The sequence below is a fragment of the Microbacterium sorbitolivorans genome (assembly GCF_003327285.1).
GTDB lineage: Bacteria > Actinomycetota > Actinomycetes > Actinomycetales > Microbacteriaceae > Microbacterium > Microbacterium sorbitolivorans.
In genome coordinates, this window is record NZ_KZ848473.1 from 314,590 (window position 1) to 340,139 (window position 25,550).

General features: G+C 69.3%; 30 protein-coding genes and 1 tRNA gene. 20 read left to right on the forward strand and 11 right to left on the reverse strand.

Features of this window, described 5'->3' with window-relative positions:
- Window positions 1-3 precede the first annotated feature (3 nt).
- Window positions 4-1,050, reverse strand: coding sequence for a COX15/CtaA family protein (locus DTO57_RS01580; protein WP_114116474.1), 1,047 nt, complete (start codon window positions 1,048-1,050; stop codon window positions 4-6).
- 234 nt (window positions 1,051-1,284) lie between these two features.
- Here DTO57_RS01580 and sufB point away from each other — a divergent pair, with 234 nt between their 5' ends.
- The 6 genes from sufB to DTO57_RS01610 all read left to right on the forward strand — a co-directional run bounded on the left by sufB (window position 1,285) and on the right by DTO57_RS01610 (window position 6,856).
- Window positions 1,285-2,703 carry a Fe-S cluster assembly protein SufB gene (gene sufB, locus DTO57_RS01585; RefSeq protein WP_114116475.1) on the forward strand — a complete coding sequence of 473 codons (1,419 nt, stop codon included), beginning with the start codon at window positions 1,285-1,287 and terminating at the stop codon, window positions 2,701-2,703.
- 2 nt (window positions 2,704-2,705) lie between these two features.
- Window positions 2,706-3,896: a Fe-S cluster assembly protein SufD gene (gene sufD, locus DTO57_RS01590; protein ID WP_114116476.1), complete on the forward strand. Its 1,191-nt coding sequence runs from the start codon at window positions 2,706-2,708 to the stop codon at window positions 3,894-3,896.
- Window positions 3,893-4,219 carry a non-heme iron oxygenase ferredoxin subunit gene (locus DTO57_RS01595; protein WP_114116477.1) on the forward strand — a complete coding sequence of 109 codons (327 nt, stop codon included), beginning with the start codon at window positions 3,893-3,895 and terminating at the stop codon, window positions 4,217-4,219. Before sufD ends, DTO57_RS01595 begins: the two co-directional genes overlap by 4 nt.
- Before the next feature lies 1 nt (window position 4,220).
- The gene (gene sufC, locus DTO57_RS01600; RefSeq protein WP_114116478.1) at window positions 4,221-4,991 is read left to right on the forward strand and encodes a Fe-S cluster assembly ATPase SufC; all 771 of its coding nucleotides are present in this window, start codon (window positions 4,221-4,223) and stop codon (window positions 4,989-4,991) included.
- Window positions 4,992-5,011: 20 nt separating this feature from the next.
- Complete coding sequence (locus DTO57_RS01605) at window positions 5,012-5,341, forward strand: metal-sulfur cluster assembly factor (protein WP_114116479.1); 330 nt, start codon at window positions 5,012-5,014, stop codon at window positions 5,339-5,341.
- 108 nt (window positions 5,342-5,449) lie between these two features.
- Entirely contained in the window at window positions 5,450-6,856 is a 1,407-nt protein-coding gene (locus DTO57_RS01610; protein ID WP_229730341.1) for an MFS transporter, read from the forward strand.
- A 9-nt stretch (window positions 6,857-6,865) separates the two neighbouring features.
- Here the strand turns inward: DTO57_RS01610 and DTO57_RS01615 are convergent, their stop codons facing one another.
- Window positions 6,866-7,399, reverse strand: coding sequence for a TetR family transcriptional regulator (locus DTO57_RS01615; RefSeq protein ID WP_114116480.1), 534 nt, complete (start codon window positions 7,397-7,399; stop codon window positions 6,866-6,868).
- Window positions 7,400-7,454: 55 nt separating this feature from the next.
- Between DTO57_RS01615 and DTO57_RS01620 the strand changes: the two genes are divergently transcribed.
- From DTO57_RS01620 to DTO57_RS01640, 5 genes are all read left to right on the forward strand, one after another.
- Window positions 7,455-8,051, forward strand: coding sequence for a biotin transporter BioY (locus tag DTO57_RS01620; protein WP_114116481.1), 597 nt, complete (start codon window positions 7,455-7,457; stop codon window positions 8,049-8,051).
- A 28-nt stretch (window positions 8,052-8,079) separates the two neighbouring features.
- Window positions 8,080-8,757 (forward strand): energy-coupling factor ABC transporter ATP-binding protein, encoded by a 678-nt coding sequence (locus tag DTO57_RS01625; RefSeq protein ID WP_114116482.1) that lies wholly within the window; start codon window positions 8,080-8,082, stop codon window positions 8,755-8,757.
- The gene (locus DTO57_RS01630; protein ID WP_162785617.1) at window positions 8,754-9,347 is read left to right on the forward strand and encodes an energy-coupling factor transporter transmembrane component T family protein; all 594 of its coding nucleotides are present in this window, start codon (window positions 8,754-8,756) and stop codon (window positions 9,345-9,347) included. Before DTO57_RS01625 ends, DTO57_RS01630 begins: the two co-directional genes overlap by 4 nt.
- Window positions 9,344-9,664 (forward strand): CHY zinc finger protein, encoded by a 321-nt coding sequence (locus DTO57_RS01635; protein ID WP_114116484.1) that lies wholly within the window; start codon window positions 9,344-9,346, stop codon window positions 9,662-9,664. The genes DTO57_RS01630 and DTO57_RS01635 overlap by 4 nt, the downstream gene beginning before the upstream one ends.
- Before the next feature lie 87 nt (window positions 9,665-9,751).
- Complete coding sequence (locus DTO57_RS01640) at window positions 9,752-11,350, forward strand: ABC-F family ATP-binding cassette domain-containing protein (RefSeq protein WP_114116485.1); 1,599 nt, start codon at window positions 9,752-9,754, stop codon at window positions 11,348-11,350.
- A 100-nt stretch (window positions 11,351-11,450) separates the two neighbouring features.
- Here the strand turns inward: DTO57_RS01640 and DTO57_RS01645 are convergent, their stop codons facing one another.
- Genes DTO57_RS01645 through DTO57_RS01655 form a run of 3 tightly spaced genes read right to left on the reverse strand, consistent with a single transcriptional unit; the run spans window position 11,451 to window position 12,912 of the window.
- Entirely contained in the window at window positions 11,451-12,317 is an 867-nt protein-coding gene (locus DTO57_RS01645; RefSeq protein ID WP_114116486.1) for an SURF1 family cytochrome oxidase biogenesis protein, read from the reverse strand.
- Complete coding sequence (locus DTO57_RS01650; RefSeq protein WP_114116487.1) at window positions 12,317-12,562, reverse strand: hypothetical protein; 246 nt, start codon at window positions 12,560-12,562, stop codon at window positions 12,317-12,319. Before DTO57_RS01650 ends, DTO57_RS01645 begins: the two co-directional genes overlap by 1 nt.
- The gene (locus tag DTO57_RS01655) at window positions 12,559-12,912 is read right to left on the reverse strand and encodes a DUF3099 domain-containing protein (RefSeq protein ID WP_114116488.1); all 354 of its coding nucleotides are present in this window, start codon (window positions 12,910-12,912) and stop codon (window positions 12,559-12,561) included. The genes DTO57_RS01650 and DTO57_RS01655 overlap by 4 nt, the downstream gene beginning before the upstream one ends.
- A gap of 109 nt (window positions 12,913-13,021) precedes the next feature.
- Between DTO57_RS01655 and fabG the strand changes: the two genes are divergently transcribed.
- Window positions 13,022-13,744 carry a 3-oxoacyl-ACP reductase FabG gene (fabG, locus tag DTO57_RS01660; RefSeq protein WP_114116489.1) on the forward strand — a complete coding sequence of 241 codons (723 nt, stop codon included), beginning with the start codon at window positions 13,022-13,024 and terminating at the stop codon, window positions 13,742-13,744.
- Window positions 13,745-13,837: 93 nt separating this feature from the next.
- Here fabG and serB read toward each other — a convergent pair whose 3' ends face one another.
- On the reverse strand, window positions 13,838-14,470 hold the full coding sequence (serB, locus tag DTO57_RS01665) for a phosphoserine phosphatase SerB (RefSeq protein ID WP_114116490.1): 633 nt from the start codon (window positions 14,468-14,470) through the stop codon (window positions 13,838-13,840).
- Window positions 14,471-14,514: 44 nt separating this feature from the next.
- On the opposite strand from serB, the gene DTO57_RS01670 reads away from it, so the two are divergent.
- Window positions 14,515-15,312 carry an ABC transporter ATP-binding protein gene (locus DTO57_RS01670; RefSeq protein WP_114116491.1) on the forward strand — a complete coding sequence of 266 codons (798 nt, stop codon included), beginning with the start codon at window positions 14,515-14,517 and terminating at the stop codon, window positions 15,310-15,312.
- Between the two features lie 82 nt (window positions 15,313-15,394).
- Window positions 15,395-15,643, forward strand: coding sequence for a type B 50S ribosomal protein L31 (locus tag DTO57_RS01675; RefSeq protein WP_114116492.1), 249 nt, complete (start codon window positions 15,395-15,397; stop codon window positions 15,641-15,643).
- 57 nt (window positions 15,644-15,700) lie between these two features.
- On the opposite strand, the gene DTO57_RS01680 is transcribed toward DTO57_RS01675, so the two are convergent.
- Entirely contained in the window at window positions 15,701-16,609 is a 909-nt protein-coding gene (locus tag DTO57_RS01680; protein ID WP_373285628.1) for an exonuclease domain-containing protein, read from the reverse strand.
- Between the two features lie 60 nt (window positions 16,610-16,669).
- On the opposite strand from DTO57_RS01680, the gene DTO57_RS01685 reads away from it, so the two are divergent.
- The gene (locus tag DTO57_RS01685) at window positions 16,670-17,551 is read left to right on the forward strand and encodes an alpha/beta fold hydrolase (protein WP_114116493.1); all 882 of its coding nucleotides are present in this window, start codon (window positions 16,670-16,672) and stop codon (window positions 17,549-17,551) included.
- Here the strand turns inward: DTO57_RS01685 and DTO57_RS01690 are convergent.
- Window positions 17,548-18,027, reverse strand: coding sequence for an Lrp/AsnC family transcriptional regulator (locus DTO57_RS01690; RefSeq protein ID WP_114116494.1), 480 nt, complete (start codon window positions 18,025-18,027; stop codon window positions 17,548-17,550). The two genes, DTO57_RS01685 and DTO57_RS01690, sit on opposite strands and share 4 nt — an antisense overlap.
- Before the next feature lie 83 nt (window positions 18,028-18,110).
- Window positions 18,111-18,677 (reverse strand): histidine phosphatase family protein, encoded by a 567-nt coding sequence (locus DTO57_RS01695; protein ID WP_162785618.1) that lies wholly within the window; start codon window positions 18,675-18,677, stop codon window positions 18,111-18,113.
- 42 nt (window positions 18,678-18,719) lie between these two features.
- Here DTO57_RS01695 and DTO57_RS01700 point away from each other — a divergent pair, with 42 nt between their 5' ends.
- Entirely contained in the window at window positions 18,720-19,541 is an 822-nt protein-coding gene (locus DTO57_RS01700) for a TrmH family RNA methyltransferase (protein WP_114116496.1), read from the forward strand.
- Here DTO57_RS01700 and DTO57_RS01705 read toward each other — a convergent pair.
- A complete protein-coding gene (locus DTO57_RS01705; RefSeq protein ID WP_114116497.1) occupies window positions 19,534-20,271 on the reverse strand; it encodes an SGNH/GDSL hydrolase family protein in 738 nt (245 codons plus the stop codon). The two genes, DTO57_RS01700 and DTO57_RS01705, sit on opposite strands and share 8 nt — an antisense overlap.
- Window positions 20,272-20,434: 163 nt before the next feature.
- Here DTO57_RS01705 and DTO57_RS01710 point away from each other — a divergent pair, with 163 nt between their 5' ends.
- From DTO57_RS01710 to DTO57_RS01725, 4 genes are all read left to right on the forward strand, one after another.
- Complete coding sequence (locus DTO57_RS01710) at window positions 20,435-22,183, forward strand: DEAD/DEAH box helicase (protein ID WP_114117243.1); 1,749 nt, start codon at window positions 20,435-20,437, stop codon at window positions 22,181-22,183.
- A 98-nt stretch (window positions 22,184-22,281) separates the two neighbouring features.
- Window positions 22,282-23,370 (forward strand): VIT1/CCC1 transporter family protein, encoded by a 1,089-nt coding sequence (locus DTO57_RS01715; RefSeq protein WP_229730340.1) that lies wholly within the window; start codon window positions 22,282-22,284, stop codon window positions 23,368-23,370.
- Window positions 23,371-23,470: 100 nt separating this feature from the next.
- Window positions 23,471-23,556 (forward strand) — tRNA-Leu (locus tag DTO57_RS01720).
- Between the two features lie 113 nt (window positions 23,557-23,669).
- Window positions 23,670-24,467 (forward strand): CPBP family intramembrane glutamic endopeptidase, encoded by a 798-nt coding sequence (locus tag DTO57_RS01725; protein WP_162785619.1) that lies wholly within the window; start codon window positions 23,670-23,672, stop codon window positions 24,465-24,467.
- 18 nt (window positions 24,468-24,485) lie between these two features.
- Here the strand turns inward: DTO57_RS01725 and DTO57_RS01730 are convergent, their stop codons facing one another.
- A complete protein-coding gene (locus tag DTO57_RS01730; protein WP_114116500.1) occupies window positions 24,486-25,523 on the reverse strand; it encodes a YeiH family protein in 1,038 nt (345 codons plus the stop codon).
- Window positions 25,524-25,550 lie beyond the last annotated feature (27 nt).

Consider the following 25,550-nt stretch of genomic DNA (forward strand, 5'->3'; position numbering starts at 1 on the left):
GGCTTACGCGGTCACCGGGCGCTTCAGGCGGAAGACCATCACCACGAAGGCCGCGGCGGAGAGCGCCGCGAGCACCATGTGGATGCCGACAAGCAGCGGCGGCAGGGCGTCGCGGGCCTGGATCACGCCGACGATAATCTGCACGACGAGAACGCCGATGAAGGTCGTCGCCCAGGGGCGCGTCGGCAGGTTCTTCAGCCACGCCGTGACGACGAGCACCATCGCGAGCGCGAAGAGCGTGTAGCCCGGCCACGAGTGCACGTGGGCGAGGAACGAGGCGTCGAAGCCGTTGCGCTGCACGTTCGCGTCGCCCGAGTGCGGGCCGCTGGCCGTCGTCAGCACGCCGAAGGCGATCGTGATGGCGAGCACGAGCGACGTGACGTGCGTCAGGATCATGTACCACTTCGGCGTCGCGAGCTCGCGCGGGCCGGGCACCGCGCTCATCCGGACGATGAAGGCGGCGGTCACGCAGACGAGCGCGAGCGACGAGGCGTAGTGGAAGCCGACGATGAAGGGGTTGAGGCCCGTGAGGACGGCGCTGCCACCCACAACGGCCTGTGCCATGACGCCGGCGAGCACGATCCACGCGAGCGTCAGCAGGTCGCGGCGCACGGGGGTCGTGATAAGCGAGAAGACGGCGCCGACGATAACCGCCAGGAGCAGGACGACCGACATCACGACGGTGCCGACGGACCCGAGGCCGAGCGCGCTGAAGATCATGTACGAGGCGGCCGCGACGACGACGCCGCCGACGGCGAAGATGACGGCCGGGATGACGGCGCGTCGGCCGCCCGCGGCGGCGAGGGCGAACAGGAGCACGAGCAGGGCGATGATCCCGACCGCACCCGTCATGGTGCGGTTACCGAACTCGATCAGCCCGTGGATCCCGAGCTCCTGGGTCGGGATGAGCGACTCGGGGGTGCAGAGCGGCCACTGGTCGCAGCCGAGTCCGGATCCGGTGAGGCGCACGGCGCCACCCGTACCGATGATGATCACCTCCGCGAGGAACGAAAGCCAGGCGAAAACCCTGAGTGCGGGGGAGATGGTCATACGTAATGCTCCTGAACCTGCCCTGGGAGCTCCGCGCGCGCCGGGCGCGCCCCAGGGGGAGACCTGTAGAATTGAGCGATGAAGGAGAAGGCGCGCGAAAGCGCACCGGATCCGACAACAAGTCTAGGCGCAGGGCCTGCGTCGAAAATGAGGGTCCACCCACACCGCGTCCACTCCGATGCGGCGGAACAGCTAATACTGTTCGGGACCCACTGAAGGAGAGTGTGAGCCGACATGTCTGATGTGTTGATCGATCGCCCAGAGCTCGAAGGGCTGGGGGTGTATGAGTTCGGCTGGCACGACTCCGACGCCGCCGGCGCGAGCGCACAGCGCGGCCTGAGCGAAGCCGTCGTCCGCGACATCTCGGGGCTGAAGAGCGAACCCGAGTGGATGCTCAAGACCCGCCTCAAGGGCCTGAGCCTCTTCGAGAAGAAGCCGATGCCGACGTGGGGTGCCGACCTCAGCGCCATCGACTTCGACAACATTAAGTACTTCGTGCGCTCGACCGAGAAGCAGGCCGAGAGCTGGGAAGAGCTCCCCGAGGACATCAAGGAGACGTACGAGCGTCTCGGCATCCCGGAGGCGGAGCGTCAGCGCCTCGTCGCCGGCGTCGCCGCGCAGTACGAGTCGGAGGTCGTGTACCACCAGATCCGCGAGGACCTCGAGGCACAGGGCGTCATCTTCATGGACACCGACACGGCGCTCCGCGAGCACCCCGAGTTCTTCGAGGAGTACTTCGGCACCGTGATCCCGGCGGGCGACAACAAGTTCGCCGCGCTGAACACGGCCGTGTGGTCGGGTGGATCCTTCGTCTACGTCCCGAAGGGCGTGCACGTCGAGATTCCGCTCCAGGCCTACTTCCGTATCAACACGGAGAACATGGGCCAGTTCGAGCGCACGCTCATCATCGCCGATGAGGGCAGCTACGTGCACTACATCGAGGGTTGCACGGCGCCGATCTACAAGTCGGACTCGCTGCACTCGGCCGTCGTCGAGATCATCGTGAAGAAGAACGCCCGCGTTCGCTACACGACGATCCAGAACTGGTCGAACAACGTCTACAACCTCGTTACCAAGCGCGCCATCGCGGAAGAGGGCGCGACCATGGAGTGGGTCGACGGCAACATCGGCTCGAAGGTCACGATGAAATACCCGTCGATCTTCCTCATGGGCGAGCACGCCAAGGGCGAGACGCTCTCAGTCGCCTTCGCGGGCCCTGGCCAGCACCAGGACGCCGGCGCGAAGATGATCCACATGGCGCCCTACACGCAGTCGTCGATCGTCTCGAAGTCGATCGCCCGCGGCGGCGGCCGCGCGGGTTACCGCGGCGAGGTGCGCGTCGACGAGAAGGCCCACCACTCGTCGAACTCCGTGATCTGTGACGCCCTGCTGGTCGACACGCAGTCGCGTTCCGACACCTACCCGGCGATCGACATCCGCGTCGACGACGTCGTGCTCGGCCACGAGGCGACCGTGTCGAAGGTCAGCGAAGAGCAGCTGTTCTACCTCATGAGCCGCGGTCTCGAGGAGACCGAGGCCATGGCGATGATCGTGCGCGGCTTCATCGAGCCGATCGCTCGCGAGCTGCCGATGGAATACGCGCTGGAACTCAACAAGCTCATCGAGATGGGCATGGAAGGATCGGTCGGCTAAGCATGACGACTGTGCAGACTCACGAGGACCCGGCTCGCGCCCTCACCGACGGCGCCTTCGTCCCCGTGCAGACCCGTTCCGAGCGCCCGCGCTCGTTCGAGCCCGCCGACTTCGGCACCCCCACGGGTCGCGAGGTGAACTGGAAGCACACGCCCATGGCGCGCATCGCCCCGCTGTTCGCCCCGGCGACCGCGAACGACGGCGTGAGCTATTCGTTCTCGTCGGGCGAGGAATTCCTCGCCCCCAGCCTCAAGGTCGGCGACGCGCCGCGCGGTGAGTTCTTCGTTCCCGAAGACATCACGGGCGCGCTCGCATGGCAGGGCTCGGCCGAGGCGATGCACATCAGCATCCCGCGCGAGGACGAGCTCGAGGCTCCGATCGTTCTCGACATCGAGGGTCAGGGCGCCGACAAGCGCGCCGACGGTCACATCGTCATCGAGGCCGGCGCGATGAGCAAGGCGATCGTCGTGCTGCAGCACACCGGTGCGGCGCAGTACAACCAGAACCTCGAGATCCTCGTGCGCGACGGCGCCGACCTCACGGTCATCGCGCTGCAGAAGTGGGACGACGAGGCCGTCCACGCCTCGGCCCACCAGGCGACGGTCGGCCGCGACGCCAAGCTCACGCACTTCGTCGTGAGCTTCGGCGGCGGCGTCGTGCGCGTCAACCCGAACCTCGACCTGACCGGTCAGGGCGCGGAGGGCCAGATGTACGGCCTCTCGTACGCCGACGACGGCCAGCACCTCGAGAGCCAGGTGTACATGCACCACAACGGCCCCGAGACGACGGGTGACGTGCTCTACAAGACCGCGCTCCAGGGCAAGACCGCCCGCGCCGTCTGGATCGGTGACGTGCTCATCGGTGCCGGCGCGACCGGAACCGACTCGTACGAGGCGAACCGCAACCTGCTGCTCACGAACGGCGCCCGCGCCGACTCGATCCCGAACCTCGAGATCAAGACCGGCGACATCAAGGGCGCCGGACACGCGTCGGCGACCGGTCGCTTCGACGACGAGCAGCTGTTCTACCTGCAGGCCCGCGGCATCGGCGAGCTCGAGGCCCGCCGCCTGATCGTGCTCGGCTTCCTCTCCGAGATCCCGCAGAAGATCCAGGTTCCGGAGCTGCAGGAAGCGCTCCTCGCCGAGATCGAGCGCGAGATCGCGACCGGCGTTGCCGTAGGAGTCACGGCGTGAGCGCCGAGCGCGTATGCGGCCTGAGCGAGCTCGTTCAGGACGAGGCGCGCCGCGTCGAGGTTGGCGGCGTCCCCATCGCCGTCGTGCTCGACTCGAACGGTGAAGTGCACGCCATTGGCGACACCTGCACGCACGGCGAGATCTCCCTCTCCGAGGGCTTCGTCGAGGGCGACACGCTCGAATGCTGGGCACACGGATCCGCATTCTCGCTTCGCACCGGCAAGCCCCTGAACCTCCCTGCTTACGAGCCCGTCCCGGTCTACGCCGTCCAGATCGACGGCGACGACGTGCTCATCGACATCAATGTGAAGAAGGAAAACTGACATGGCTGTCCTCGAAATCCGAGACCTGCACGTCACCGTCGAGACGGACGAGGGCACGACGCCCATCCTCAACGGCGTGAACCTCACCATCAACAGCGACGAGACGCACGCGATCATGGGTCCGAACGGATCCGGTAAGTCGACGCTCGCGTCGACGATTGCGGGTCACCCGAAGTACACCGTCACGGGCGGCACGATCACGCTCGACGGCGAAGACGTGCTCGAGATGAGCGTCGACGAGCGTGCGCGCGCGGGCCTGTTCCTCGCGATGCAGTACCCCGTCGAGATCCCCGGCGTGACCGTCACGAACTTCCTCCGCACCGCGAAGACGGCGATCGACGGCGAGGCGCCCTCGATCCGCACGTGGACGAAGGACGTCAAGGAGGGCATGGCGAACCTCCGCATGGACCCGAAGTTCGCGCAGCGCAACGTCAACGAGGGCTTCTCGGGTGGCGAGAAGAAGCGCCACGAGATCCTGCAGCTCGAGCTCCTGAAGCCCCAGATCGCCATCCTCGACGAGACCGACTCCGGCCTCGACGTCGACGCGCTCAAGATCGTGTCGGAGGGCGTGAACCGCGCGAAGGAGAACACCGGCCTCGGCGTTCTGCTCATCACGCACTACACGCGCATCCTGCGCTACATCAAGCCCCAGTTCGTGCACGTCATGGTCAAGGGCAAGATCGCCGAGGAGGGCGGCCCCGAGCTCGCCGAGCGCCTCGAGAACGAGGGCTACGCGGCCTACCTCCCCGAGGGCGCGCCCCTCGAGGGCTGAACGGGATTAAGGTAAGCCTTATGACCGCCACCCTCTCGCCCGAGAAGTACGACGAGGTCACCGAGGCGCTCAAGGACGTCATGGATCCCGAACTCGGGGTCAATGTCGTCGACCTGGGCCTCATCTACGACCTCGCCTGGGATGACGAGAACGACGCTCTCGTCATTCACATGACGCTGACGAGCGCCGGCTGCCCCCTGACCGACGTGCTCGAGGAGCAGACGGCTCAGTCGCTCGATGGCGTCGTCGAGCAGTTCCGCATCAACTGGGTGTGGATGCCGCCGTGGGGCCCCGAGCGCATCACCGACGACGGACGCGACCAGATGCGAGCCCTCGGCTTCGCCATCTGATCCACCCACGCTTCACGCCCCGCACGTTCGCGAACGTGCGGGGCGTTTGCGCATCCGGGGGACATAGGATCTATCGGTGACGATCTCCCCTGAATCGGGACGCGCGCTATGACGCACGCAGACCCGGCGAGTTACTCCGGCGCGATCCCGATGCAGCCGCCCGTCGGCGCGGGCATCTGGCGCCGCCCCTACCTGCTCACGACCGTCGGCGCCGTCGCGCTGATCTTCCTCGCGGCGATGCAATCGCTCGCCGTGACGACGGTCATGCCGACCGTCGCAGCCGATCTCGGCGGTGCCGAGCTCTACGCGGTTGCGTTCAGCGGATCCTTCGCGACGAGCATCATCGGCATGGTCGCCGCCGGCGCGTGGAGCGACCGGAAGAGCCCCGCGCAGGTGATGTGGGCGGCAGTGATCGGGTTCGCGGCGGGGCTCGTCGTGTGCGCGCTCGCCCCCTCAATGCTCGTGCTGGTGCTCGGCCGCCTCGTGATGGGCCTCGGGTCCGGCGGCCTCGTCGTCGCGCTGTACGTGATCGTCGCGCGCGTCTACCCGCCGAACCTGCATGGCCGCGTGATGGCGTCGTTCGCCGCGGCGTGGGTCGTTCCCTCGCTTGTCGGCCCCGCGGGCGCGGGCGCCGTGACCGAGTTCCTGCACTGGCGCTGGGTGTTCGCGGGCGTCGCGGCGCTGGCGGCCGGCGCGTTCGCGATGCTGGCCGCGCGCCTGCGGAAGCTCGACCTCACGGCCCCGCACCCCGACACCTCGCCCGTCGCGGGCCGCCTCGGCCTCGCCGTTGTCGTCGCGATTGGCCTCCTCGCCGTGAGCCTCGCGGGGGAGGCGCCGGGCGGCACGACCTCGTCGATCCTGCTCGCGGCGGGTGGCTTCGTCGTCGTGCTCTTCGCGATGCGGCCGCTCGTGCCGCGCGGCACGTTCGTCGCCCGGCGCGGGCTGCCGAGCGTGATCCTCACCCGCGGGCTCATCGCGGGCGCGTGTTTCGGATCCGAGATCTACCTGCCATACCTGCTGCAGCAGCACTACGGCTTCTCGCCGACGTGGGCGGGCCTCGGCCTGACGGTCGGCGCGATCACGTGGGCGATCGGATCCGAGACCTCGGGCCGCTGGGGCGCCCGCATCGGCAACGCGCGCCTCGCCGTCGGCGGCGCGGGGCTCCTCGCGCTCGCGGTCTCGACACTCGCGCTGTCGGTGTGGCTCGACCTGCCGGCGTGGATCCCGATCGTGTTCTGGGGCTTCGGATCCCTCGGCATGGGAATGCTCTACCCGCGCACGACGGTGCTGTCGCTCGCGTACTCGACCACGCGCAACCAGGGCTTCAATTCGTCGGCCCTGCAGATCTCCGACGGCGTGGGAACGTCGAGCTCGATGGCCGTCATGGGCCTCGTGTTCGTCGCGGCGCCCGCGGCATGGGCGTTCCCGGCGGTCTTCGGCCTCGGCCTCATCATCGCGCTCGTGGCGCTTATCCCCGGCCTCCGCCTCGGTCACGCCGGCGAGATGGGGCGCTGACGGCGCGCGTTACGGCGCACCCGTGAGGGCCGCGAGCCCCGCCTCGAAGTCGGCCTCGGTGGAGGCGGCGACCTCGCCGGGCGTCGCGTCATAGGCGCCGATCGCGGCGGCCTGCATGCGCTGCTGCACGAGGTAGCAGTGGCCGAGCAGGAACTGCGCGAGCACGGTGGCGTCGCGGGCCGCGTCGGCGGATCCGGCGGCCGCGTACGCGTCGCGGAGCCGGCCCTCGAGGGATCCGGATCCGAGGCCGAGCGCGGCCGTCGACACGACGACCTCGGCGCCGTCGCGGTGCGCGAGGAGCGCGGCGCGGAGCGCGCGGGCCGCATCGGGGACCGACGCCCCGGCGGCCGCCTCGCCGACGATGCGGTCGGCGAGGGCCGCGAGCAGGGTCTGCTTGTTTTCGACGTGCCAGTAGAGCGCGCTCGGCTGCACCCCGAGGGCGCCCGCCACGCGGCGCATCGAGAGGTCCGGCAGGCCGATCTCGTCGAGCAACGAGAGGGCGGCGTCGACGATCGAGTCGACGCTGTGTCCGGATCCGCGCATGCCATGAGTATACTTGAACACCGTTCAGTGAACACTGTTCAGGAAAGGATTCAGAATGCGTGATGTGTGGGAGGCGCGTGACATCGCACGCGTCGCCGTGTTTACGGCGCTTATCGTGGTGCTCGGCGCCATCGGTCCGATTCCGGTGCCCGGCCTCGTGCCGATCACCGCGCAGACGCTCGGCGTCATGCTCGCCGGCGTCGTCCTCGGCCCGAAGCGCGGGGGAGCGGCGATCCTCGTCCTCTTCGCGCTCGTCGCCATCGGCCTGCCGGTGCTCGCGGGCGGGCGTGGCGGCCTCGGCGCCTTCGTGGGCCCGACCGCCGGATACCTCATCGGCTGGCTCCCCGGCACGATCGTCGCGGGCCTCATTGCCCACGCGGGCGCGCGCCGGCTCTCGGCCTGGCGGGTCGCCCTCGCGTCGGTCGTCGGCGGCATCGTCTGCATCTACGCGTTCGGGATCCCCGGGGTCTCGATCGCGACGGGGCTCGCGCTCTCCGACTCCGCGATCTCGGCCGTCGCGTTCCTTCCGGGCGACCTCATCAAGGCGGTCCTCACGACGATCATCGCCGTCACGCTGTATCGCGCCTATCCGCCGGCGTTCCCGGCGAAGATCCGCGCGGCGCGCACGGCTCCCGCGAGCGTGCCCGCGTGAGCGCGCGCCTCGCGAGGCGGCCGGCCGCATGATCCGCGCGACGGGGCTCGGCGTCTCGATCGACGGCGCCCGCATCCTCGAGGGCGTCGACGTGAGCCTCGACCAGCCGCGGATCGCGGTGATCGGGGCCAACGGATCCGGCAAGTCGACGTTCGCGCGCACGCTCAACGGCCTCGTTGCGCCGAGCGAGGGATCCATCGAAGTTGCGGGCATCGACGTTGCTCGCGACAAGAAGGCCGCGCGCGACGCCGTCGGCTTCCTCTTCTCGAACCCCGGCGCGCAGATCCTCCTGCCGACGCCGGTCGAAGACATCGAGCTCTCGCTCAAGGCCGCGGGCGTGCCGCGGGGCGAACGCAAGGCGCGCGCGCTCGACGAGCTCGCCGCGCGCGGCCTCGGCGACCACGCGCACCAGCCGGCGTATAGCCTCTCGGGCGGCCAAAAGCAGCTCCTCGCGCTCGCGGCCGTGCTCGTGCGCCGGCCGCGCGTGCTCGTCGCCGACGAGCCCACGACGCTTCTCGACCTCGGCAACACCCGCATGATCGGCGAGCTGCTGACCGGCGGGGCCGCCGAACAGGTCGTCATCGTGACCCACGATCTCGAGCTCGCCGCCCGCTGCGACGTCGCGCTGCGCTTCGACGCGGGGCGGCTCGCGCAGGTCGGCGAACCCGCCGAGGTCATCGACACGTACCGGGCGGCGTTCGCGTGATCCCGATCGTGCTCGCCCGCCGCACGGTGCTGCATCGCGTGCCGGCGGGGTGGAAGCTCGCGGGGCTCCTCGTGCTCTCGATCGCCTGCGCGATCGTGGCGCGGGAGCCCGTGGGCGCGGCGGCGGTCCTCGCCGCAACGCTCCTCGTCTACGCCGCCGGCGGCATTGGCATCGCCGAGTGGGCCCGCCAGGTGTGGCAGGTGAAGTGGCTCGTCGTGCTCCTCGTCGCCATGCAGGCGATCTTCCTCGGCTGGGCCGACGCCATCACCGGCACGGCGCGCATCATCGGCATCATCCTCATCGCGGCGGCCGTGACCCTCACGACGCCGACGGGCGAGATGCTCGACGCGATCGAGGCCGGCCTCGCGCCGCTGCGCTGGATCCGCGTGGATCCGTCGCGGGTCGCCTTCACGATCGCGCTCACGATCGCGATCATCCCCGTAATCGCGCAGCTCGCGGCGCAGATCCGCGAGGCACAGCGCGCCAGAGGAGTGCGGCTCGGGGTGCGCTGGATCGTGACGCTGCTTGTCGCCGCGCTCCGCTACGCCGACGACGTCGGCGACGCCATGACGGCGCGGGGCATCGCGTGATCCGCGAGCACGAGGTCCGCGGACGCGTCGTCGACGATGAGACCCGCTGCGCGCACTGGCACGGCCCGGACGACGTGCTCGCGATCCTCTTTCCTTGCTGCCACGAGTGGTATCCCTGCCGCGACTGCCACGACGAGGCCGCGGGGCACGCGGGCGAGGTCTGGCCCGAAGGATCCGGCGACGAGCGCGCCCTGCTCTGCGGGCGCTGCGACCGCGAGACGTCGATCGCTGAGTACCGCGCGACGTCGGCCTGCGGATTCTGCGGCGGCGCGTTCAACGAGGGATGCCGCACCCACGCGCACCTGTACTTCGCGTAGACCGTTTGCACGGCTGAGCCTCCCTATACTGGGAGGCTGGCCCGCTCCGGGCCGACATTCCTCCCGCGAAGAACAGGTGACCCCTCCGTGCTTGCCGTCAGTGACCTCGAGATCCGCGTCGGTGCACGCCAGCTGATGAGCGGCGTGAACTTCCGCGTTGCCGCCGGCGACAAGGTGGGCCTGGTGGGGCGCAACGGCGCCGGAAAGACGACGCTCACCCGCGTGCTGTCGGGCGACCTCGTCCCCGCCGACGGATCCGTGAAGATGTCGGGCGAGCTCGGCTACCTCCCGCAGGATCCGCGATCGGGCGACCCCGAGGAGCTCGCGCGCACGCGCATCCTCAACGCCCGCGGCCTCGGCGACCTGCAGGCCGGCATCGCGAAGGCGACCGAGGAGATGAGCAGCACCGATCCGAACGTCGCCGAGAAGGCGATGCGCCGCTTCGGCCGCCTCACCGAGCGCTTCGAGGCCATCGGCGGCTACACGGCCGAGTCCGAGGCCGCCGTCATCGCGAACAACCTCTCGCTTCCCGACCGGATCCTCGACCAGCCGCTCAAGACCCTCTCGGGTGGACAGCGCCGCCGCATCGAGCTCGCGCGCATCCTCTTCAGCGACGCCGACACCATGATCCTCGACGAGCCCACCAACCACCTCGACGCCGATAGCGTCGTGTGGCTGCGCGACTTCCTCAAGTCGTACCGCGGCGGCCTCATCGTCATCAGCCACGACGTCGAGCTCGTCGGCGAGACCGTCAACCGCGTGTTCTACCTCGACGCGAACCGCCAGGTCATCGATATCTACAACATGGGCTGGAAGCACTACCAGCGCCAGCGCGTCGCCGACGAGGAGCGCCGCAAGAAGGAGCGCGCCGGCGCCGAGAAGAAGGCCTCCGTGCTGCGCCAGCAGGCCGCCCGCTTCGGCGCCAAGGCGTCGAAGGCCGCCGCCGCGCACCAGATGGTCGCGCGCGCCGACAAGCTCCTCGCGGGCCTCGAAGAGGTGCGCCAGGAGGACCGCGTCGCCGCGATCCGCTTCCCGAAGCCGGCCGCGTGCGGCAAGACACCGCTCATGGCGAGCTCGCTGTCAAAGTCGTACGGCGCCCTCGAGATCTTCGCCGGCGTCGACCTCGCGATCGACCGCGGATCCAAGGTCGTCGTGCTCGGCCTCAACGGCGCCGGAAAGACGACGCTCCTGCGCATCCTCGCGGGCGTCGACGAGAGCGACACCGGCCAGATCGAGCCCGGCCACGGCCTCAAGATCGGCTACTACGCGCAGGAACACGAGAACCTCGACGTGAAGCGCAGCGTGCTCGAGAACATGATGTCGGCGTCGCCGCACCTCAACGAGACCGAGGCGCGACGCGTGCTCGGATCGTTCCTGTTCACGGGCGACGACGTGCTGAAGCCCGCCGGCGTGCTCTCGGGTGGCGAGAAGACCCGCCTCTCGCTCGCGACCCTCGTCGTCTCGAGCGCCAACGTGCTGCTCCTCGACGAGCCCACCAACAACCTCGACCCCGCCAGCCGCGAGGAGATCCTCGGCGCGCTCGCGCACTACGAGGGCGCCGTCGTGCTCGTCTCCCACGACGAGGGCGCCGTCGAGGCGCTCAACCCCGAGCGCGTGCTGATGCTGCCCGACGGCGTCGAGGACATCTGGAATAAGTCCTACTTGGACCTGATCACTCTCGCCTGAGGTCCCGGGACACGCACTCCGCCGCGTTGTCGGTCACTCGACGCACCATCGTGCGCCTGCGTTCCTCCGCCTTGCGGCGCACGCGCCCCGGAACCTCAGCTTAGAGGGCGTCGAGGAGGGCGTCCTCGACCTCCATGTCCTCGTCGCGGCGCTTCTCGCGCTTCTTCTTCGGCTTGCGGGGGCGCGGCGTCTCGTCGAGATCGTCGAGGTCGTCGTCCTCGTCCGGATCCTCGGTCTCCTCGCGGCCCGCGCGGATCTCGGTGCGGATCATGTACCCGATGAAGACGAAGCCCATGACCGCGAACAGGATCCACTGCACCGCGTACGACAGGTGCGGGCCCGGATCCTGTTCCGGCTCGTCGATCGCGAACGGGCGTTCGGCCGCGGCGGGATCCTCGCTGTCCATGAGCGCGTAGACGTCGGAGATCGTCTCGCCGCCGACGATCTCCGCGATCGAGGGCACGTGGATCGTCGGAACCTGCCCCTCGGGCGCCGTGCGGCCCGATCGGGGGAGCGCCTCGCTGGGGCGCAGGCGCGCGACGACGGTGATCTCGCCCGTCGGCACCGCCGGGACGGCGTCGGGACGCTCGGCCGAGATGCCGGGCGAGACCCAGCCGCGGTCGACGATGATGATGCGGCCGTCGTCGAGCTGGAACGGCACGAGCGCCTCGTAGGCGCTGACGCCGCCCTGCGAGCGGTTGCGCGCGAGGATCTGCTCGTCGGCGAGGTACTCGCCCGTGAGCTCGACGGGGCGCCACTCGTCGTCGGCGTCGAAGCCGCTCGTGCCCTCGATGAGGTCGGCGAGCGGCACGACAGCCGCGTTGTAGTTGTCGGCGATGAGGGCGTTCGCGTGCGAGCGCTGCTCGTTTCGCGAGAACTGCCAATTCGCGAGGAACGCGCAGGCGACCGCGAACAGGATCGCGAAGACGACATAGCCCGACCAGCGGCGGATCCGCGACGCGCGCATCAGGCGCTCACCTCCGGAAGCTCGATACCGGATCCGTCGACGACGCCGTCGACGACCGTGACGGGGAAGGCGCGCGAGGTGAGGAATTCGCGCAGGTACGGGGCGTGCTCATCGCACGCGAGCCAGACCTTGCGGCGCTCCGGCCCGTGGATCCGCGGGTTGCGCCACACGACGCTCGATCGCGCGTCGGCCGTGCAGCCGGCGCGCGAGCACTGCGGTGAATCGGGGGAGAAGCCGAAAATCATGCCTGGGGGTCGTCTTTCGATGTCTCGCTGATCTGGATGACCGCGTCGTCGTCGGGGGCGTCGCCCGCGGGCGCGGTGCGCTCGAGCGAGAGCTCGGGGCGCTCGGCGCTCGCGCCGCCGGAGCGGCCGACCTGGTTCGCGAACATCACGGCAAACCACGGCAGGAAGACGAAGCCCGCGCCGAACACGAACGTGTACCAGCCGAACGGCTGGATCACGACGGCGAGGATGAGGCAGGCAAGGCGGATCGCCATCGTGATGACGTACTGCTTCATGCGAGCAGTCTCGTCGTCTCCCGGTGCCGCCTCGAGCGAGGTCGCCGAGGGCGTGGCTCGCCTGCGGTTCTTCATCCCTCCAGTTTAGGTCTGCATTCCTTATCGCTGGCCCGACGCCAGCTCGCGCGGCTGGCCGCCCGTTAGAGTGGTCAGCGGCCGATTTTTCCCACACTCAGGAGCATCCATGAGCACAGCTGCCACCTCCGACCGCGCCGCCCTCGTCACGGGAGGAAACCGCGGCATCGGACGCGCCATCGCCGAGCGCCTCGTGCGCGACGGTTATCGCGTGGCCGTCACCGCCCGCAGCGGATCCGGCCCCGAGGGTACGCTGACCGTCATGGCCGATGTCAACGACGCGGCCTCGCTCGACGCGGCCGTCGCCCAGGTCGAGAAGGAACTCGGCCCGATCACGATCGTCGTCGCGAACGCCGGCATCACGAAGGACACGCTGCTCTTGCGCATGAGCGACGACGACTTCTCGGCCGTCGTCGACACCAACCTCGGCGGCGCCTTCCGCACCGTGAAGCGCACCATCAAGAGCATGATCAAGGCGCGCCACGGCCGCATCATCCTGATCTCGAGCGTCTCGGGCCTCTTCGGCGTCGCGGGTCAGGCCAACTACTCGGCGTCGAAGGCGGGCCTCGTCGGCTTCGCCCGCGCCGTCACGCGCGAGCTGGGCGGGCGCGGCATCACGGCGAACGTCGTCGCCCCCGGCTTCATCGAGTCGGACATGACGGCGGAGCTCGACGACAAGACGCAGGCCGAGTACAAGAAGCAGATCCCGGCCGGCCGCTACGGCACGACTGAGGAGATCGCGGGCGTCGTCTCGTGGCTCGCGGGTGACGAGGCCGCCTACATCTCGGGCGCCGTCATCCCGGTCGACGGCGGCCTGGGCATGGGCCACTAACCCCGCCCCTCAACTCTGCAATTCTCCGCGGGGTCATCTGCTGTTCGCAGATGACCCCGCGGAGAATTGCTGTCTGGGCGGGAAAGTGAGGAATCACGGCAGCAGCGGGATGACCTGCGATAGGTCGACGGGGCCGACCGACATCATCGCCGCGGCGCGCACGGCCGGCTTGGCGTTGAAGGCGAGGCCGAGGCCGGCGGCCGCGATCATCTTGAGGTCGTTGGCGCCGTCGCCGATCGCGATCGTGCGGTGCACGGGGATGCCGTTCTCGGCGGCCCAGGCCGCGAGGTGATCGGCCTTCGCCTGCGCGTCGACGATGTCTCCGTCGACCTCGCCCGTGAGGATCCCGTCCTCGACCGCCAGGCGGTTCGCGCGCCACATGTCGACGCCGAGCGTCGGCGCGAGCGTGTCGAGGATCTCGTGGAAGCCGCCGGAGACGACGCCGACGAGCCCGCCGCGCTCGTGCACCGCCGCGGTCAGCTCGCGGACGCCGGGGGTCGGCTCGATGCGCGAGAGCACGCGCTCGAACGACGCCACGGGCACGCCCTGGAGGGCCGCCACGCGCGAGCGCAGGCTGCTCGCGAAGTCGATCTCGCCGCGCATCGCGGCCTCGGTCGCGGCGGCCACTTCGGCACCGCGCCCCGCCTCGTCGGCGATGAGCTCGATAACCTCGTTGCGGATCAGGGTGGAGTCGGCGTCGAGAACGACGAGAAAACGCGCAGTCACCCGCTCAACATTAGCGGCCCGCGCGAGAAAGGTAAGCTCGAGGCATGACCTCCGTGCTCGAGCTGAACGACGTCGTCGTGCGTCGCAATGACCGCCATATCGTCGATCACCTCACCTGGACGGTGAACGACGACGAGCGTTGGGTCATTCTCGGCCCCAACGGCGCCGGCAAGACGACCCTGTTGCAGATGGCCGACACGATGATGTTCCCGACGGCGGGAACGGTCGACGTGCTGGGCGAGCGCCTCGGCAAGACCGACGTCTTCCAGCTGCGACCGCTCATCGGCTTCGCCTCGACGGCGCTCGCGCGGCGGATCCCCGCCGACGAGACCGTGCTGAACGTCGTGCTCACCGCCGCCTACTCGGTGATGGGTCGCTGGAACGAGGAGTACGAGGGCCTCGACCAGGAGCGCGCGCACGAGGTGCTCGCCGATTGGCGCCTCGAGCACCTCGCCGACCGCCACTTCGGCACGCTCAGCGACGGCGAGCGCAAGCGCGTGCAGGTCGCGCGCGCCGTGATGACCGACCCCGAGCTCCTCCTCCTCGACGAGCCGACGGCGAGCCTCGACCTCGGCGCGCGCGAGGAGCTGCTGCAGCTCCTCACCCGCTACGCGGCGGAGCCCACGACCCCCGCGATGGTGATGGTGACGCACCACGTCGAGGAGATCCCGGTCGGCTTCACCCACGTGCTGCTCATGCGCGAGGGGCAGGCCGTCGCGCAGGGCCCCCTGAAGCAGACGCTGACGCGCGAGAACCTCGAGAAGACCTTCGGCTTCCCGATCGCGGTCATCGAGCACGGCGGACGCTGGGTGGCGCGCGCAGAGGCCCCCATCTTCGGCTGATAGAATCGTCCTTTGGCGCTCGAGGTGCGCCTGCGTTTCGGCGCGATTCCCTCCTCACCCCACAATTTCTGAAGGATTCCTCATGCAGGCTGACATCCACCCCAACTACGACTACGTCGTGTTCCGTGACCTCGGCTCGGGCGAGACGTACCTCACGCGCTCGACCGCCAAGAGCGACAAGACGATCGAGCTCGACGGTACCGAGTACCCCGTGATCGACGTTGAAATCTCGGCGTCGTCGCACCCGTTCTACACGGGCAAGCAGCGCATCATGGACTCGGCCGGTCGCGTCGAGAAGTTCAACCAGCGCTTCAAGAACTTCGGCAAGTAATTCGCCGTACGAAAAACGGGGGCTCGCGTCAGCGGGCCCCCGTTTTTCGCGTCCTCGCTACTTGATGGGCCAGGATCCGTCGATCTTCTCGTCGGGCGAGAACTTGCCGACCTTGACGAAGTAGCGCGTGAGGTCTGCCGCCTGCTCCGCGGCCCACGTCACCTGCGCGTCGTGCAGCTCGGGGAGCGTCGCGGGGAGGTCGCGGGCGAAGCGGGCGACGAGCGCGAGTGCGATGCGGCCGGCGGCGATCGCGTCGGCCGCGGCGTTGTGCGCGTCGAGCAGCGCGACGCCGTAGTGGGCCGCCACGATGTCGAGCGTGCGCTTGCCCCTGCGGTACGTGTCGACCTTCTTATCGATCACGAGCGGGTCGACGACGGGCGACGGATCCTCGATCGGGTCGAGCCCGTGCCGGATCGCCTCGTGGCGCAGGAGCGAGAGGTCGTAGGCGGCGTTGTAGGCGACGACGGGGATCCCCGCCGCGAGCAGCGCGCGCAGGTCGGCGACGATCTCGCCGACGACCTCGCGGGCGTCGCGCCCCTCGGCGCGGGCGCGCTCGGTCGTGACGCCGTGAACGGCGGTCGCGCCCGCCGGAATCTCGATTCCCGGATTCGCGAGCCAGCGGCGCTCCTCGATGACGGATCCGCTCTCGTCGAGCACGCCGAGGTATGCCGTCACGACGCGGTCGTCGCGCGTGCTCACGCCGGTCGTCTCGAGGTCGAAGACGGCGATGCGGGTGAGGAGGGAGTCGGCGGCGGGGATGTAGCCCGCCACGATGTCGTCGAAAGCCATGTCGCGCTCCTGGGCGTCGTCGAGAAAGCGCCGGTCGAAGAGCGCCGGCGAAAGACTATCGTCCCGCACGCGTGCCCGCCGAGCGCTGGGAACGGATCCACGCGGCACCCACGAGGTGCGCTCGCCGCGGTCCGTCACCGCGAAGAGCGGCGGGGGATCAGGCCACGTGGTCTTCATACCTCCTGACGCTATGCGCCCCGCCGTCGATCGCGAGGAGACACGCCCTACAGTGGAAGGGTGCACGTGACCTCCCCATATTCCGAGCTATTGAATCGCATGCCGGCGACGCGCCACACGGCCTCCGCCGGGGGAGTGTCGACCGCGTATTGGGAGTACGGACCCGCCGACGCCGAGACGACGATCGTGGCGGTGCACGGCTTCCGGGGCGACCACCACGGGCTCGAGCCCGTCGTCGCCCACCTGCCGGGCGTGCGGTGGATCATGCCGGACCTGCCGGGCTTCGGCGAGACAGGCCCGATCCCCGGTCGCGCGCACGACCTCGACGCGTATGCCGAGTGGCTCGCCGCCTTCGCGGCCGCGGTCGCCCCCGGCGCGGTGATCCTCGGGCACTCGTTTGGGTCCATCGTCGCGTCGGCGGCCGTCGCGAGGGGCCTGGAGACGCCGCGCCTCGTGCTCGTGAACCCGATCGGCGCGCCGGCGCTCGAGGGGCCTCGCGGCGTGCTCACGCGACTCGCCGTCTTCTACTACTGGGCGGGCGCGCGCCTGCCCGAGAAGCTTGGCACGTGGCTGCTGCGCACCCCGATTATCGTGCGGATCATGAGCATCGCGATGGCGAAGACGCGCGACAAGCGCCTGCGGCGCTGGATCCACAGCCAGCACGATCGATACTTCTCGGGCTTCTCCGATCGCGAGACGCTGCGGCAGGCGTTCGTCACGAGCGTGTCGCACGATGTGCGCGAGTCGGCCGGCGCGATCGCCGTGCCGACGCTGCTCGTCGCGGCGGTGCAGGACGACATCACCCCGATCGCCGCGGAGCGCCGCCTCCGCGAGATGTTCGACGATGCCCGGCTCGCCGAGATCGACGGCGTCGGGCACCTCATCCACTACGAGAAGCCGCGCGAGGCCGCGGATCACATCGAGCGGTTCCTGGGCGTTTAACGCCGGTTCTCGCGGCGGGCGAGCTCCATGAGGCCCGTCACGCGGTAGGGGATCGACTCGCTCATCACGAGGCGGGTCTCCGAGCGCTCGATGCCGGGGATCGCGAGGATCCGCGCGTCGACGTCGAAGAGGTGGCGCGCGTCGCGACAGGCGACGAGGGCGAAGAGATCGACCTGGCCGGAGACGCCGTGCGCCTCGACGACCTCGGGGACGCGGCGGAGCTCCTCGATGATCTGGGGGAGGCGCGACTGGTCGAGCCCGATCGAGACGAAGGCCTGCAGCGGGAACCCGAGCGCCGACGGCGAGATCGAGCGCTCGAACGACTGGAACACGCCCGACTGGTCGAGGCGCGCCATGCGCGCCTGCACCGTGTTGCGTGAGAGGCGCAGCTTCTCGGCGAGGGCGACGACGGTCGCGCGCGGGTCGGCGCTCAGCGCCGCGATGAGCTCGAGGTCGACGTGATCGAGAGAAGTCATAACGCCCAAGTATAGGGCGTGCGACGTTGCGATCTGCTCAGACTGTCGAGCAGATTCGGGGAAAGCGTGGAGAGATGTTCAGATCAGCGGGGCGTGCCGTTGTATCCGATGACCCGGATGTCGTCGCCTGCGACCTCGACGATCTGCTGCGAGCAGTTCGCGACGTACTCGCCCTCGCGGGGCAGGGATCCGCCGGACGCGTGCCGCAGCACCGTCGCGATGAGCCCGCCGTGCGCGACGGCGATGACGTCGCGGTCGCCCGCAGACTCGGCGATCTCGCGCAGCGTCGCGAGCGCGCGCTCGGTCAACTCGTCGAGGGTCTCGGCGTTCGTGGCCTGACGGTCGGGGAAGGCCGCGTAGTAGTCGCTCGCGGTCATGCCCTCGGCGACGCCGTAGAAACGTTCCTTCAGCCCGTCGTAGTGCGCCGAGACCTCGAGACCGACGGCGCGGCCGATGATCTTGGCCGTCTCGTTCGCCCGGTCGAGCGGGCTCGCGACGAGCACCTGGTAGTCGCCGCCGCGGAGGGCCTCGCCGGCCCCCGCCGCCTGCGCGCGGCCGGTGTCGTTCAGGGGGATGTTGCTGTGCCCCTGCACCTTGCCGAGTCGGTTCCATTCGGTTTCGCCGTGGCGCACAAGAGCAATCAGAGTCACCCTCACACCCTATGACATGCGCGTGACTGCGAAGATGTCGGAATGCACCTCGAACGCGTCACCTCCGCCGACGACGACCGGCTCGCCGACTACCGCGACCTCACCGACGTCGCCCTGCGCCGCAAGCTCGAGCCCGAGGGCGGGCTCTACATGGCCGAGTCCGGCAAGGTGCTCGCCCGCGCCCTCCGCGCGGGGCACGAGCCGCGATCGATCCTGACGGCCGAGAAGTGGCTCGGCGAGATCGAGGGGATCCTGGGCGAGCGCGACACGACCGTCTACGTCGTCGACGACGAGATCGCCGAGCGCACGACGGGCTTCGCCGTGCACCGCGGAATGCTCGCAGCGATGCACCGCCCCGGGCTCCCGGCGGTGGCCGACGTGCTGGCGGAGGCCCGCACGGTTCTCGTGCTCGACGGGCTCGTCGACCACACCAACGTCGGGGCGGCGTTCCGTGGGGCCGCGGGCCTCGGCGCAGACGCGGTGCTCGTGACGCCGCGCTGCGCGGATCCGCTCTACCGTCGCAGCGTGCGCGTGTCGATGGGCACCGTCTTCCAGGTGCCGTGGACGCGACTGCCCGAGTGGAAGGGCGGCGCCGCGCGCGACGCGCTCCACGACGCCGGCTTCCACATCGCGGCCATGGCGCTCGCCGACGACGCCGTCGCGCTCGACGACTTCGCGGCGAACCGCCCCGAGCGGGTGGCGTTCGTGATGGGATCCGAGGGTCCGGGGCTCGACCGCGCGGCGCTCGTCGCGGCCGATACCAAGGTCATCATCCCTATGGCGGGTGGCGTCGACTCGCTGAATGTCGCGTCCGCGAGCGCCGTCGCGCTCTGGGCGCTCCGGCACCCGCCGCGCGTCAGCTGAAGTCGGGTCGCTTCGCGCTCCGGCCGTCGCCGGACGACTGGTGGCGGAGGCGCCGCAACACCCACGGCACGAGGTGCGTGCGCGCCCAGACGAGGTCGTCCTTGCGCGCGTCTCGCCAGTTACGTTCGGGTACCGGATCCGGAACCATCGGCTGGAGCGCGTTATCGACGTTGAGCGTGCGGAGCACCATGCGGGCGACCTCGTGGTGTCCGAGGGGGTTGAGGTGTAGGCGGTCCTCCGACCAGAAGCGCGCGTCCTGGATCTCCTTCAGCGCCCACAGATCGGCGACGATCGCGTCGTAGCGCTCGGCCGTGGCCCTCATGCTCTCGTTGTAGATCGCGACCTTGCCGCGGAACGGGCGGAATACGGGGTTCCAGCCGACGTCGAAGCCTGTGAAGACGACGATCGCCGCGCCCGAGGCGCTGAGGCACCGGATCACGTCGTCGAAGAGCTCGGCGATCTCGTCCGGATCCGTGCCGGGGCGGATGACGTCGTTGCCACCCGCGCAGATCGTGATGAGGTCGGGCTGGAGCGCGAGCGCGGCGTCGATCTGGTCGTCCGAGATCTGCCGGATGAGCTTGCCGCGCACCGCGAGGTTGGCGTAGGCAAAGTCGTCGACCTGACCGCTCAGCACCTCGGCGACGCGGTCGGCCCACCCGCGGTTTCCACCGGGGGAGGACGGCTCAGGGTCGCCGATGCCCTCCGTGAACGAGTCGCCAATGCTGACCATGCGGCGCCAGGGGTGCGCGCCTTCGTTGCCAACAAACGGTGTGCGGGGATCGCCCTCAGATACTGTCACCCCTGAGAACTTAGTCGCCTCGCGCGGGAATCGCCATCAGCTGTGAGGACCCGAAAAGGAATGTCGGAGGCCGCGACTATCGTTGTGGATCGTGGTGCTGAGTCCTTCCTATCCCCAGCGTGCCCCCCGAGGCACGGCCGGCGCCCTCCGTGCCTGGCAGCAGGAGGCGCTCGATCAATTCTTTGAGCAGAACAAGCGCGATTTCCTTGTCGCGGCAACCCCCGGTGCGGGTAAGACGACCTTCGCCCTGACGGTCGCGCGCGAGCTGCGGCTGCGCGGTGATATCGACCGCATCGTCGTCGTGTGCCCGACCGAACACCTGAAGACGCAGTGGGCCGACGCGGCCGCGAGGGTGAGCATCAGGCTCGACCCCGAGTTCAGCAACCAGAGCCCCTACCTCCCTCGGCACTATCACGGCGCCGTCGTGACCTACGCGCAGGTGTCGGTGAAATCGAGCGTGCACCGCAAGCTCGTCGCCGATGCCCGCACCCTCGTGATCCTCGACGAGGTGCACCACGGTGGCGACGCGCTCAGCTGGGGCGACGCGATTCGCGACGCGTACAGCCCCGCCACGCGGCGGTTGCTGCTGAGCGGTACGCCGTTCCGCAGCGACGACGCGCCGATCCCGTTCGTCGAGTACCTGCCCGACGAGCAGGGGCTTCGCACCTCGGTCACCGACTACAACTATGGCTACGCCCAGGCGCTCGAAGACGGCGTCGTTCGCCCCGTGCTATTCCACGTCTACTCGGGTCACATGAAGTGGCGCACCAAGATGGGCGACGAGCTCGAGGCCTTCCTCGGTCAGGACAACACGAAGGACATCACGAGCCAGGCCTGGCGCACCGCGCTCGACCCCGAGGGCGAGTGGATGCCCGCCGTGCTGAAGAGCGCCGATCTGCGGCTCACCGAGATCCGCAACCACGTGCCCGATGCCGGCGGCCTCGTCATCGCGACCGACCAGACCAACGCCCGCGCCTACGCCGCGATGCTGCGAGAGATCACGGGCCAGCCCGCGACGATCGTGCTGAGCGACGAGGCCGAGTCGTCCAAGCGCATCGAGCAGTTCTCCGAGAACACGTCGCGGTGGATGGTCGCGGTGCGCATGGTTTCCGAGGGCGTCGACGTGCCCCGCCTCGCCGTCGGCGTCTACGCCACTAGCTCGTCGACCCCGCTGTTCTTCGCGCAGGCGATCGGCCGCTTCGTGCGCGCTCGCCGCAAGGGCGAGGCCGCGAGCGTCTTCCTACCCCAGGTGCCCGTGCTCATGTCGCTCGCGCACGAGATGGAAAAGCAGCGCGACCATGTGCTCGACCGCGGCGAGAAAGACGCCGACGGTCTCGACGACTCGCTGCTCGATGCCGCCGAGCGCGAGGAGAAGGCGAGCGATGATCTGCTCGAGGAGGAGTTCTCCTTCCAGAGCCTTGGATCCGTCGCCCACTTCGACTCGGTCGTCTTCGACGGCCAGCAATTCGGTCAGCTCGCGGCGCCCGGCACGGACGAGGAGCTCGAGTTCATCGGCCTGCCGGGCCTGCTCGAGCCCGAGCACGTGCACGACCTGCTGATGCAGCGCCAGGCGAGGCAATCGCGCCACCGCAGCGAACGCGAGAAGCGCGAGCAGGAGTCGGGCGGGGTGAGCTCGCTTCCCGAGCCGCTGCACCGCACACTGAAGGAACAGCGCCAGCTCCTCAACAGCCTCGTCGGCGTGTATGCCAACCAGACGGGCGACCCGCACGGCACGATTCACGCGTGGCTCCGCCGCACATGTGGCGGCCCGGCCGTCGCACAGGCGACCGTCGCGCAGCTCCAGGCGCGCATCGATCTGCTCCACAAGCGCGTCCGCCGATAGGCGGTTTTGGGGCTCCGAAAGGCTCTATTCGGCCTCAGGCGCGCGGGGTAGTTTCGGGAAGTCGTCGAACGGACGACGGTGACTTCCAGGAGACCCGCGTGACAACCACGGCCCCAGATCCCTCGCAAGCCACGCCCGCCCAGCGACGCAAGTGGGCGCAGTACCTCGCCGACGAGCGCGCCGAGGCGGCGACCTATCGAAACCTCGCCAAGCGCCGCGAGGGCGACGAGCGCGACATCCTCGAGAAGCTCGCGGAGGCCGAGGGGCGCCACGAGAGCCACTGGCTCGGCCTGCTCGGCGGGGAGCCGCAGCGCATGCCGCGCGCGAGCATGAGCACGCGGATCGTCGCGTGGCTCGCCTCGCACTTCGGCTCGATCTTCGTGCTCGCCCTCGCGCAGCTCGCGGAGGCCCGCTCGCCGTACGAGGCGGATCCGTACGCGACCGCGCGCATGGCCGCCGACGAGCGGATCCACCACGAGGTCGTGCGTGGGCTCGCGGCGCGTAGCCGCCGCCGGCTCTCCGGCACCTTCCGCGCGGCCGTTTTCGGGGCGAACGACGGTCTGGTCTCGAACCTCGCGCTCGTGATGGGCATCGGCGCGACGGGCGTGTCCGGAAGCTTCGTGCTCTTTAGCGGTATCGCGGGCCTCCTGGCCGGCGCGCTATCGATGGGCGCGGGCGAATTCGTGTCGGTGAAGTCGCAGCGCGAGCTGCTCGAAGCGACCGAGCCGAACGACTACGCCCACCGCGGCCTGCCCGACCTCGACCTCGACGCGAACGAGCTGGCGCTCGTCTATCGCACCCGCGGCATGAGCGAGGCGGAGGCACAGCGAAAGGCCCGCGAGGTCGTCGCGAACGCGCACGACGGTCGCATGCCGGCGCCGCACGTGCCGGGGGAGGACCACGAGGTCGTCGGAGGCGCGTGGCGCGCCGCCGGATCGAGCTTCCTGCTGTTCTCGAGCGGCGCGATCATCCCGGTGCTGCCGTGGATCTTTGGCCTGTCGGGCATCGTCGCCGTCGTCGTCGCCCTCGTGCTCGTCGGCATCGCGCTGATGCTGACCGGTGCGACCGTCGGCCTGCTGTCGGGCGCCTCGCCGCTCCCGCGCGCCCTGCGCCAGCTGGCGATCGGCTTCGGCGCAGCCGCCGTCACCTACGTGCTCGGCCTCGTCTTCGGCGTCTCGGTGGCGTGACGCGCCCGGGATCTGCGGCCGATTAGGCCGCGGATCCCAGGGCTGGTAATGTTTCTTCTTGGTTCGGAAAGCGGTAAGCAGGAAGAATCATCACCCATTTGCGCGGGTGGCGGAATAGGTAGACGCGCTAGCTTGAGGTGCTAGTGCCCGTATTAGGGCGTGGGGGTTCAAGTCCCCCCTCGCGCACAGAGTAAAAATGGTCTCTGACCTGGAAATACTTCCAGAGTCAGGGGCCATTTTTCGTTGGCGGGGCTCGGGGTGGCCTAGACCGCCGTGTGGATGTGTGGGAGAGTCGGGGCGTGCGCCACTCTCAGCCGCTTGATACGCGCCCTGTCCGACGTGCATGGAGCCTCCTCGGGCTGCGGCTGGGCCTGGTGCTCGGCGTGACGCTCGTGATGTGGCTGATTCTTCGCGCCGCCACCGGCACGGCGGCGTTCCCGCCGAACACGACGTGGGCGACGCTGGGCCTCCTGCCCGTGAACGCGATCTGTCTGCTCGCCGTGCGCCGCTTCTACCGCGACGAGGGAATCTCGCTCCGCGAGGCGCTCGGGATCCGGAAGGGGCGCATCGGGCGAGACGTCCTGTGGGGGCTGCTCTGGCTCTTCGTCCTGGCCGTCCCCTTTATGGCGGCGATCTCCGGCACGGTGTTCGCGCTCTATGGCGGGGATGCCCCGGCCGCCTTTGAGACTATCTTCTTCGATCCGGCAGAGGAGGAGCCGATGCACCCCGGGGCCCTGCTCGCCATATCGATCGTGGCGGTCGTGCCCTTCATGCTGATCAACGCACTCACCGAGGAGCTCGTCTTTCGCGGATACGCGCTGGAGGGCATCGCGTCGCGATGGGGCGGCGCCGCGGCGATCGTCGCGACCGCCGTCGCGTTCGGCGCGCAGCACGTGTTCTTCGCCGCGACAGCGCCCGGCATGCTGGTCTACGCGATCGCCTTCACCGTCTGGGGCCTGTGTGCCGCGACGATCGTGCGCAGGCAGGGCTGCATCTTTCCGGTGCTGATCGCCCACTGGATCGTGAACGTCATGATGTCGTCGCCCGCGATCGTCCTCCCGATCCTTCAGCTCGCGGGTGTCAGGCTGGAGTTCTGAGCTCGGCGGTGGAACCGCCTAGATGTGGCCCGTGACGTGCATGGTCGCGAGCGTCGTGCAGGCGACGACGAACGAGAGGATCGCGCCGAGCATGAGCGGCCGGAGACCGGCGGTGCGGATCGCCTTGAGGTCGGTCGAGAGCCCGATGCCGGCGAGGGCTGTGGCGACGAGGAAGACGCTCACGGTATTCGCTCCGGAGACGACGCTCTCGGGGAGGATCCCCGTTGACGTGATGCCGGCCATGATGAGGAAGCCGAAGAGGAACCAGGGGATGAGCGTGAATACCCGCCGGGGAGTCAGGCGCTCGTCGTCACCGTTTCGACGGCCCTCCATCACGGCGAGCGTCACGCTGATCGGGATGATCATGAGCGTGCGCACGAGCTTGACGACGACGGCGAAACTCAGGGCCGCGGTGCTGAACACGCTCGCGGCGGCGACCACGGAGCTCGTGTCGTTGACGGCCGTGCCGGCGAAGAGGCCGAAGGAGTGCGGCGTCATTCCGAGGGCGTGACCGATTGTGGGAAAGATGAGCACGGCCAGGATGTTGAAGAGGAAGACGGTGGAGATCGCGTACGAGATGTCGTGGCTCTTCGCCTTGATGATCGGCGAGACGGCGGCGATCGCCGAGGCGCCGCAGATTCCCGTGCCGACCCCGATGAGGGTCAGGATGTCGCGCTCGATCCGCAGCGCGCGGCCGATAAGCCACGCGCCGATGAGACACACGGCCAGGGAGCTGAGCATGACGGGGAGCGACTCGGCGCCGACCTTGACGATGCTCGCGAGCGAGAGCTGCGTGCCAAGGAGCGCGACCGCGAGCTGCAGCACGAACTTGCCGGAGTAGCCGATGCCGGGCGCGAGGCGCCCGGCGGGCCTGCGAATCACCGCGATGATCACGCCGATGATCACGGCCGGGATGGCGGATCCGACGAGCGGGACGACGGATCCGATGGCGGTGGCAAGCGCGGCGATGCCGACGCACAGCAGGAGGCCGGGCCAGATCTCGCCGGCGAGGGCGCCGAGTCGTCGCGGAAGCGTGGAAACGGGGGTGAATCGCATAGAAATGATGGTTTCTCGGGGCGACAT

Coding starts and splice junctions, on each gene's coding strand:
- sufB (WP_114116475.1), top strand. CDS start 1,285: ATGTCTGATGTGTTGATCGATCGCCCAGAGCTCGAAGGGCTGGGGGTG.
- DTO57_RS01675 (WP_114116492.1), top strand. CDS start 15,395: ATGCAGGCTGACATCCACCCCAACTACGACTACGTCGTGTTCCGTGAC.
- DTO57_RS01610 (WP_229730341.1), top strand. CDS start 5,450: ATGACGCACGCAGACCCGGCGAGTTACTCCGGCGCGATCCCGATGCAG.
- DTO57_RS01655 (WP_114116488.1), bottom strand. CDS start 12,912: ATGAAGAACCGCAGGCGAGCCACGCCCTCGGCGACCTCGCTCGAGGCG.
- DTO57_RS01690 (WP_114116494.1), bottom strand. CDS start 18,027: ATGACTTCTCTCGATCACGTCGACCTCGAGCTCATCGCGGCGCTGAGC.
- DTO57_RS01620 (WP_114116481.1), top strand. CDS start 7,455: ATGCGTGATGTGTGGGAGGCGCGTGACATCGCACGCGTCGCCGTGTTT.
- DTO57_RS01650 (WP_114116487.1), bottom strand. CDS start 12,562: ATGATTTTCGGCTTCTCCCCCGATTCACCGCAGTGCTCGCGCGCCGGC.
- DTO57_RS01625 (WP_114116482.1), top strand. CDS start 8,080: ATGATCCGCGCGACGGGGCTCGGCGTCTCGATCGACGGCGCCCGCATC.
- DTO57_RS01670 (WP_114116491.1), top strand. CDS start 14,515: ATGACCTCCGTGCTCGAGCTGAACGACGTCGTCGTGCGTCGCAATGAC.
- sufD (WP_114116476.1), top strand. CDS start 2,706: ATGACGACTGTGCAGACTCACGAGGACCCGGCTCGCGCCCTCACCGAC.
- DTO57_RS01680 (WP_373285628.1), bottom strand. CDS start 16,609: ATGAAGACCACGTGGCCTGATCCCCCGCCGCTCTTCGCGGTGACGGAC.
- DTO57_RS01705 (WP_114116497.1), bottom strand. CDS start 20,271: ATGGTCAGCATTGGCGACTCGTTCACGGAGGGCATCGGCGACCCTGAG.
- DTO57_RS01730 (WP_114116500.1), bottom strand. CDS start 25,523: ATGCGATTCACCCCCGTTTCCACGCTTCCGCGACGACTCGGCGCCCTC.
- DTO57_RS01645 (WP_114116486.1), bottom strand. CDS start 12,317: ATGCGCGCGTCGCGGATCCGCCGCTGGTCGGGCTATGTCGTCTTCGCG.
- DTO57_RS01580 (WP_114116474.1), bottom strand. CDS start 1,050: ATGACCATCTCCCCCGCACTCAGGGTTTTCGCCTGGCTTTCGTTCCTC.
- sufC (WP_114116478.1), top strand. CDS start 4,221: ATGGCTGTCCTCGAAATCCGAGACCTGCACGTCACCGTCGAGACGGAC.
- fabG (WP_114116489.1), top strand. CDS start 13,022: ATGAGCACAGCTGCCACCTCCGACCGCGCCGCCCTCGTCACGGGAGGA.
- DTO57_RS01605 (WP_114116479.1), top strand. CDS start 5,012: ATGACCGCCACCCTCTCGCCCGAGAAGTACGACGAGGTCACCGAGGCG.
- DTO57_RS01615 (WP_114116480.1), bottom strand. CDS start 7,399: ATGCGCGGATCCGGACACAGCGTCGACTCGATCGTCGACGCCGCCCTC.
- DTO57_RS01700 (WP_114116496.1), top strand. CDS start 18,720: ATGCACCTCGAACGCGTCACCTCCGCCGACGACGACCGGCTCGCCGAC.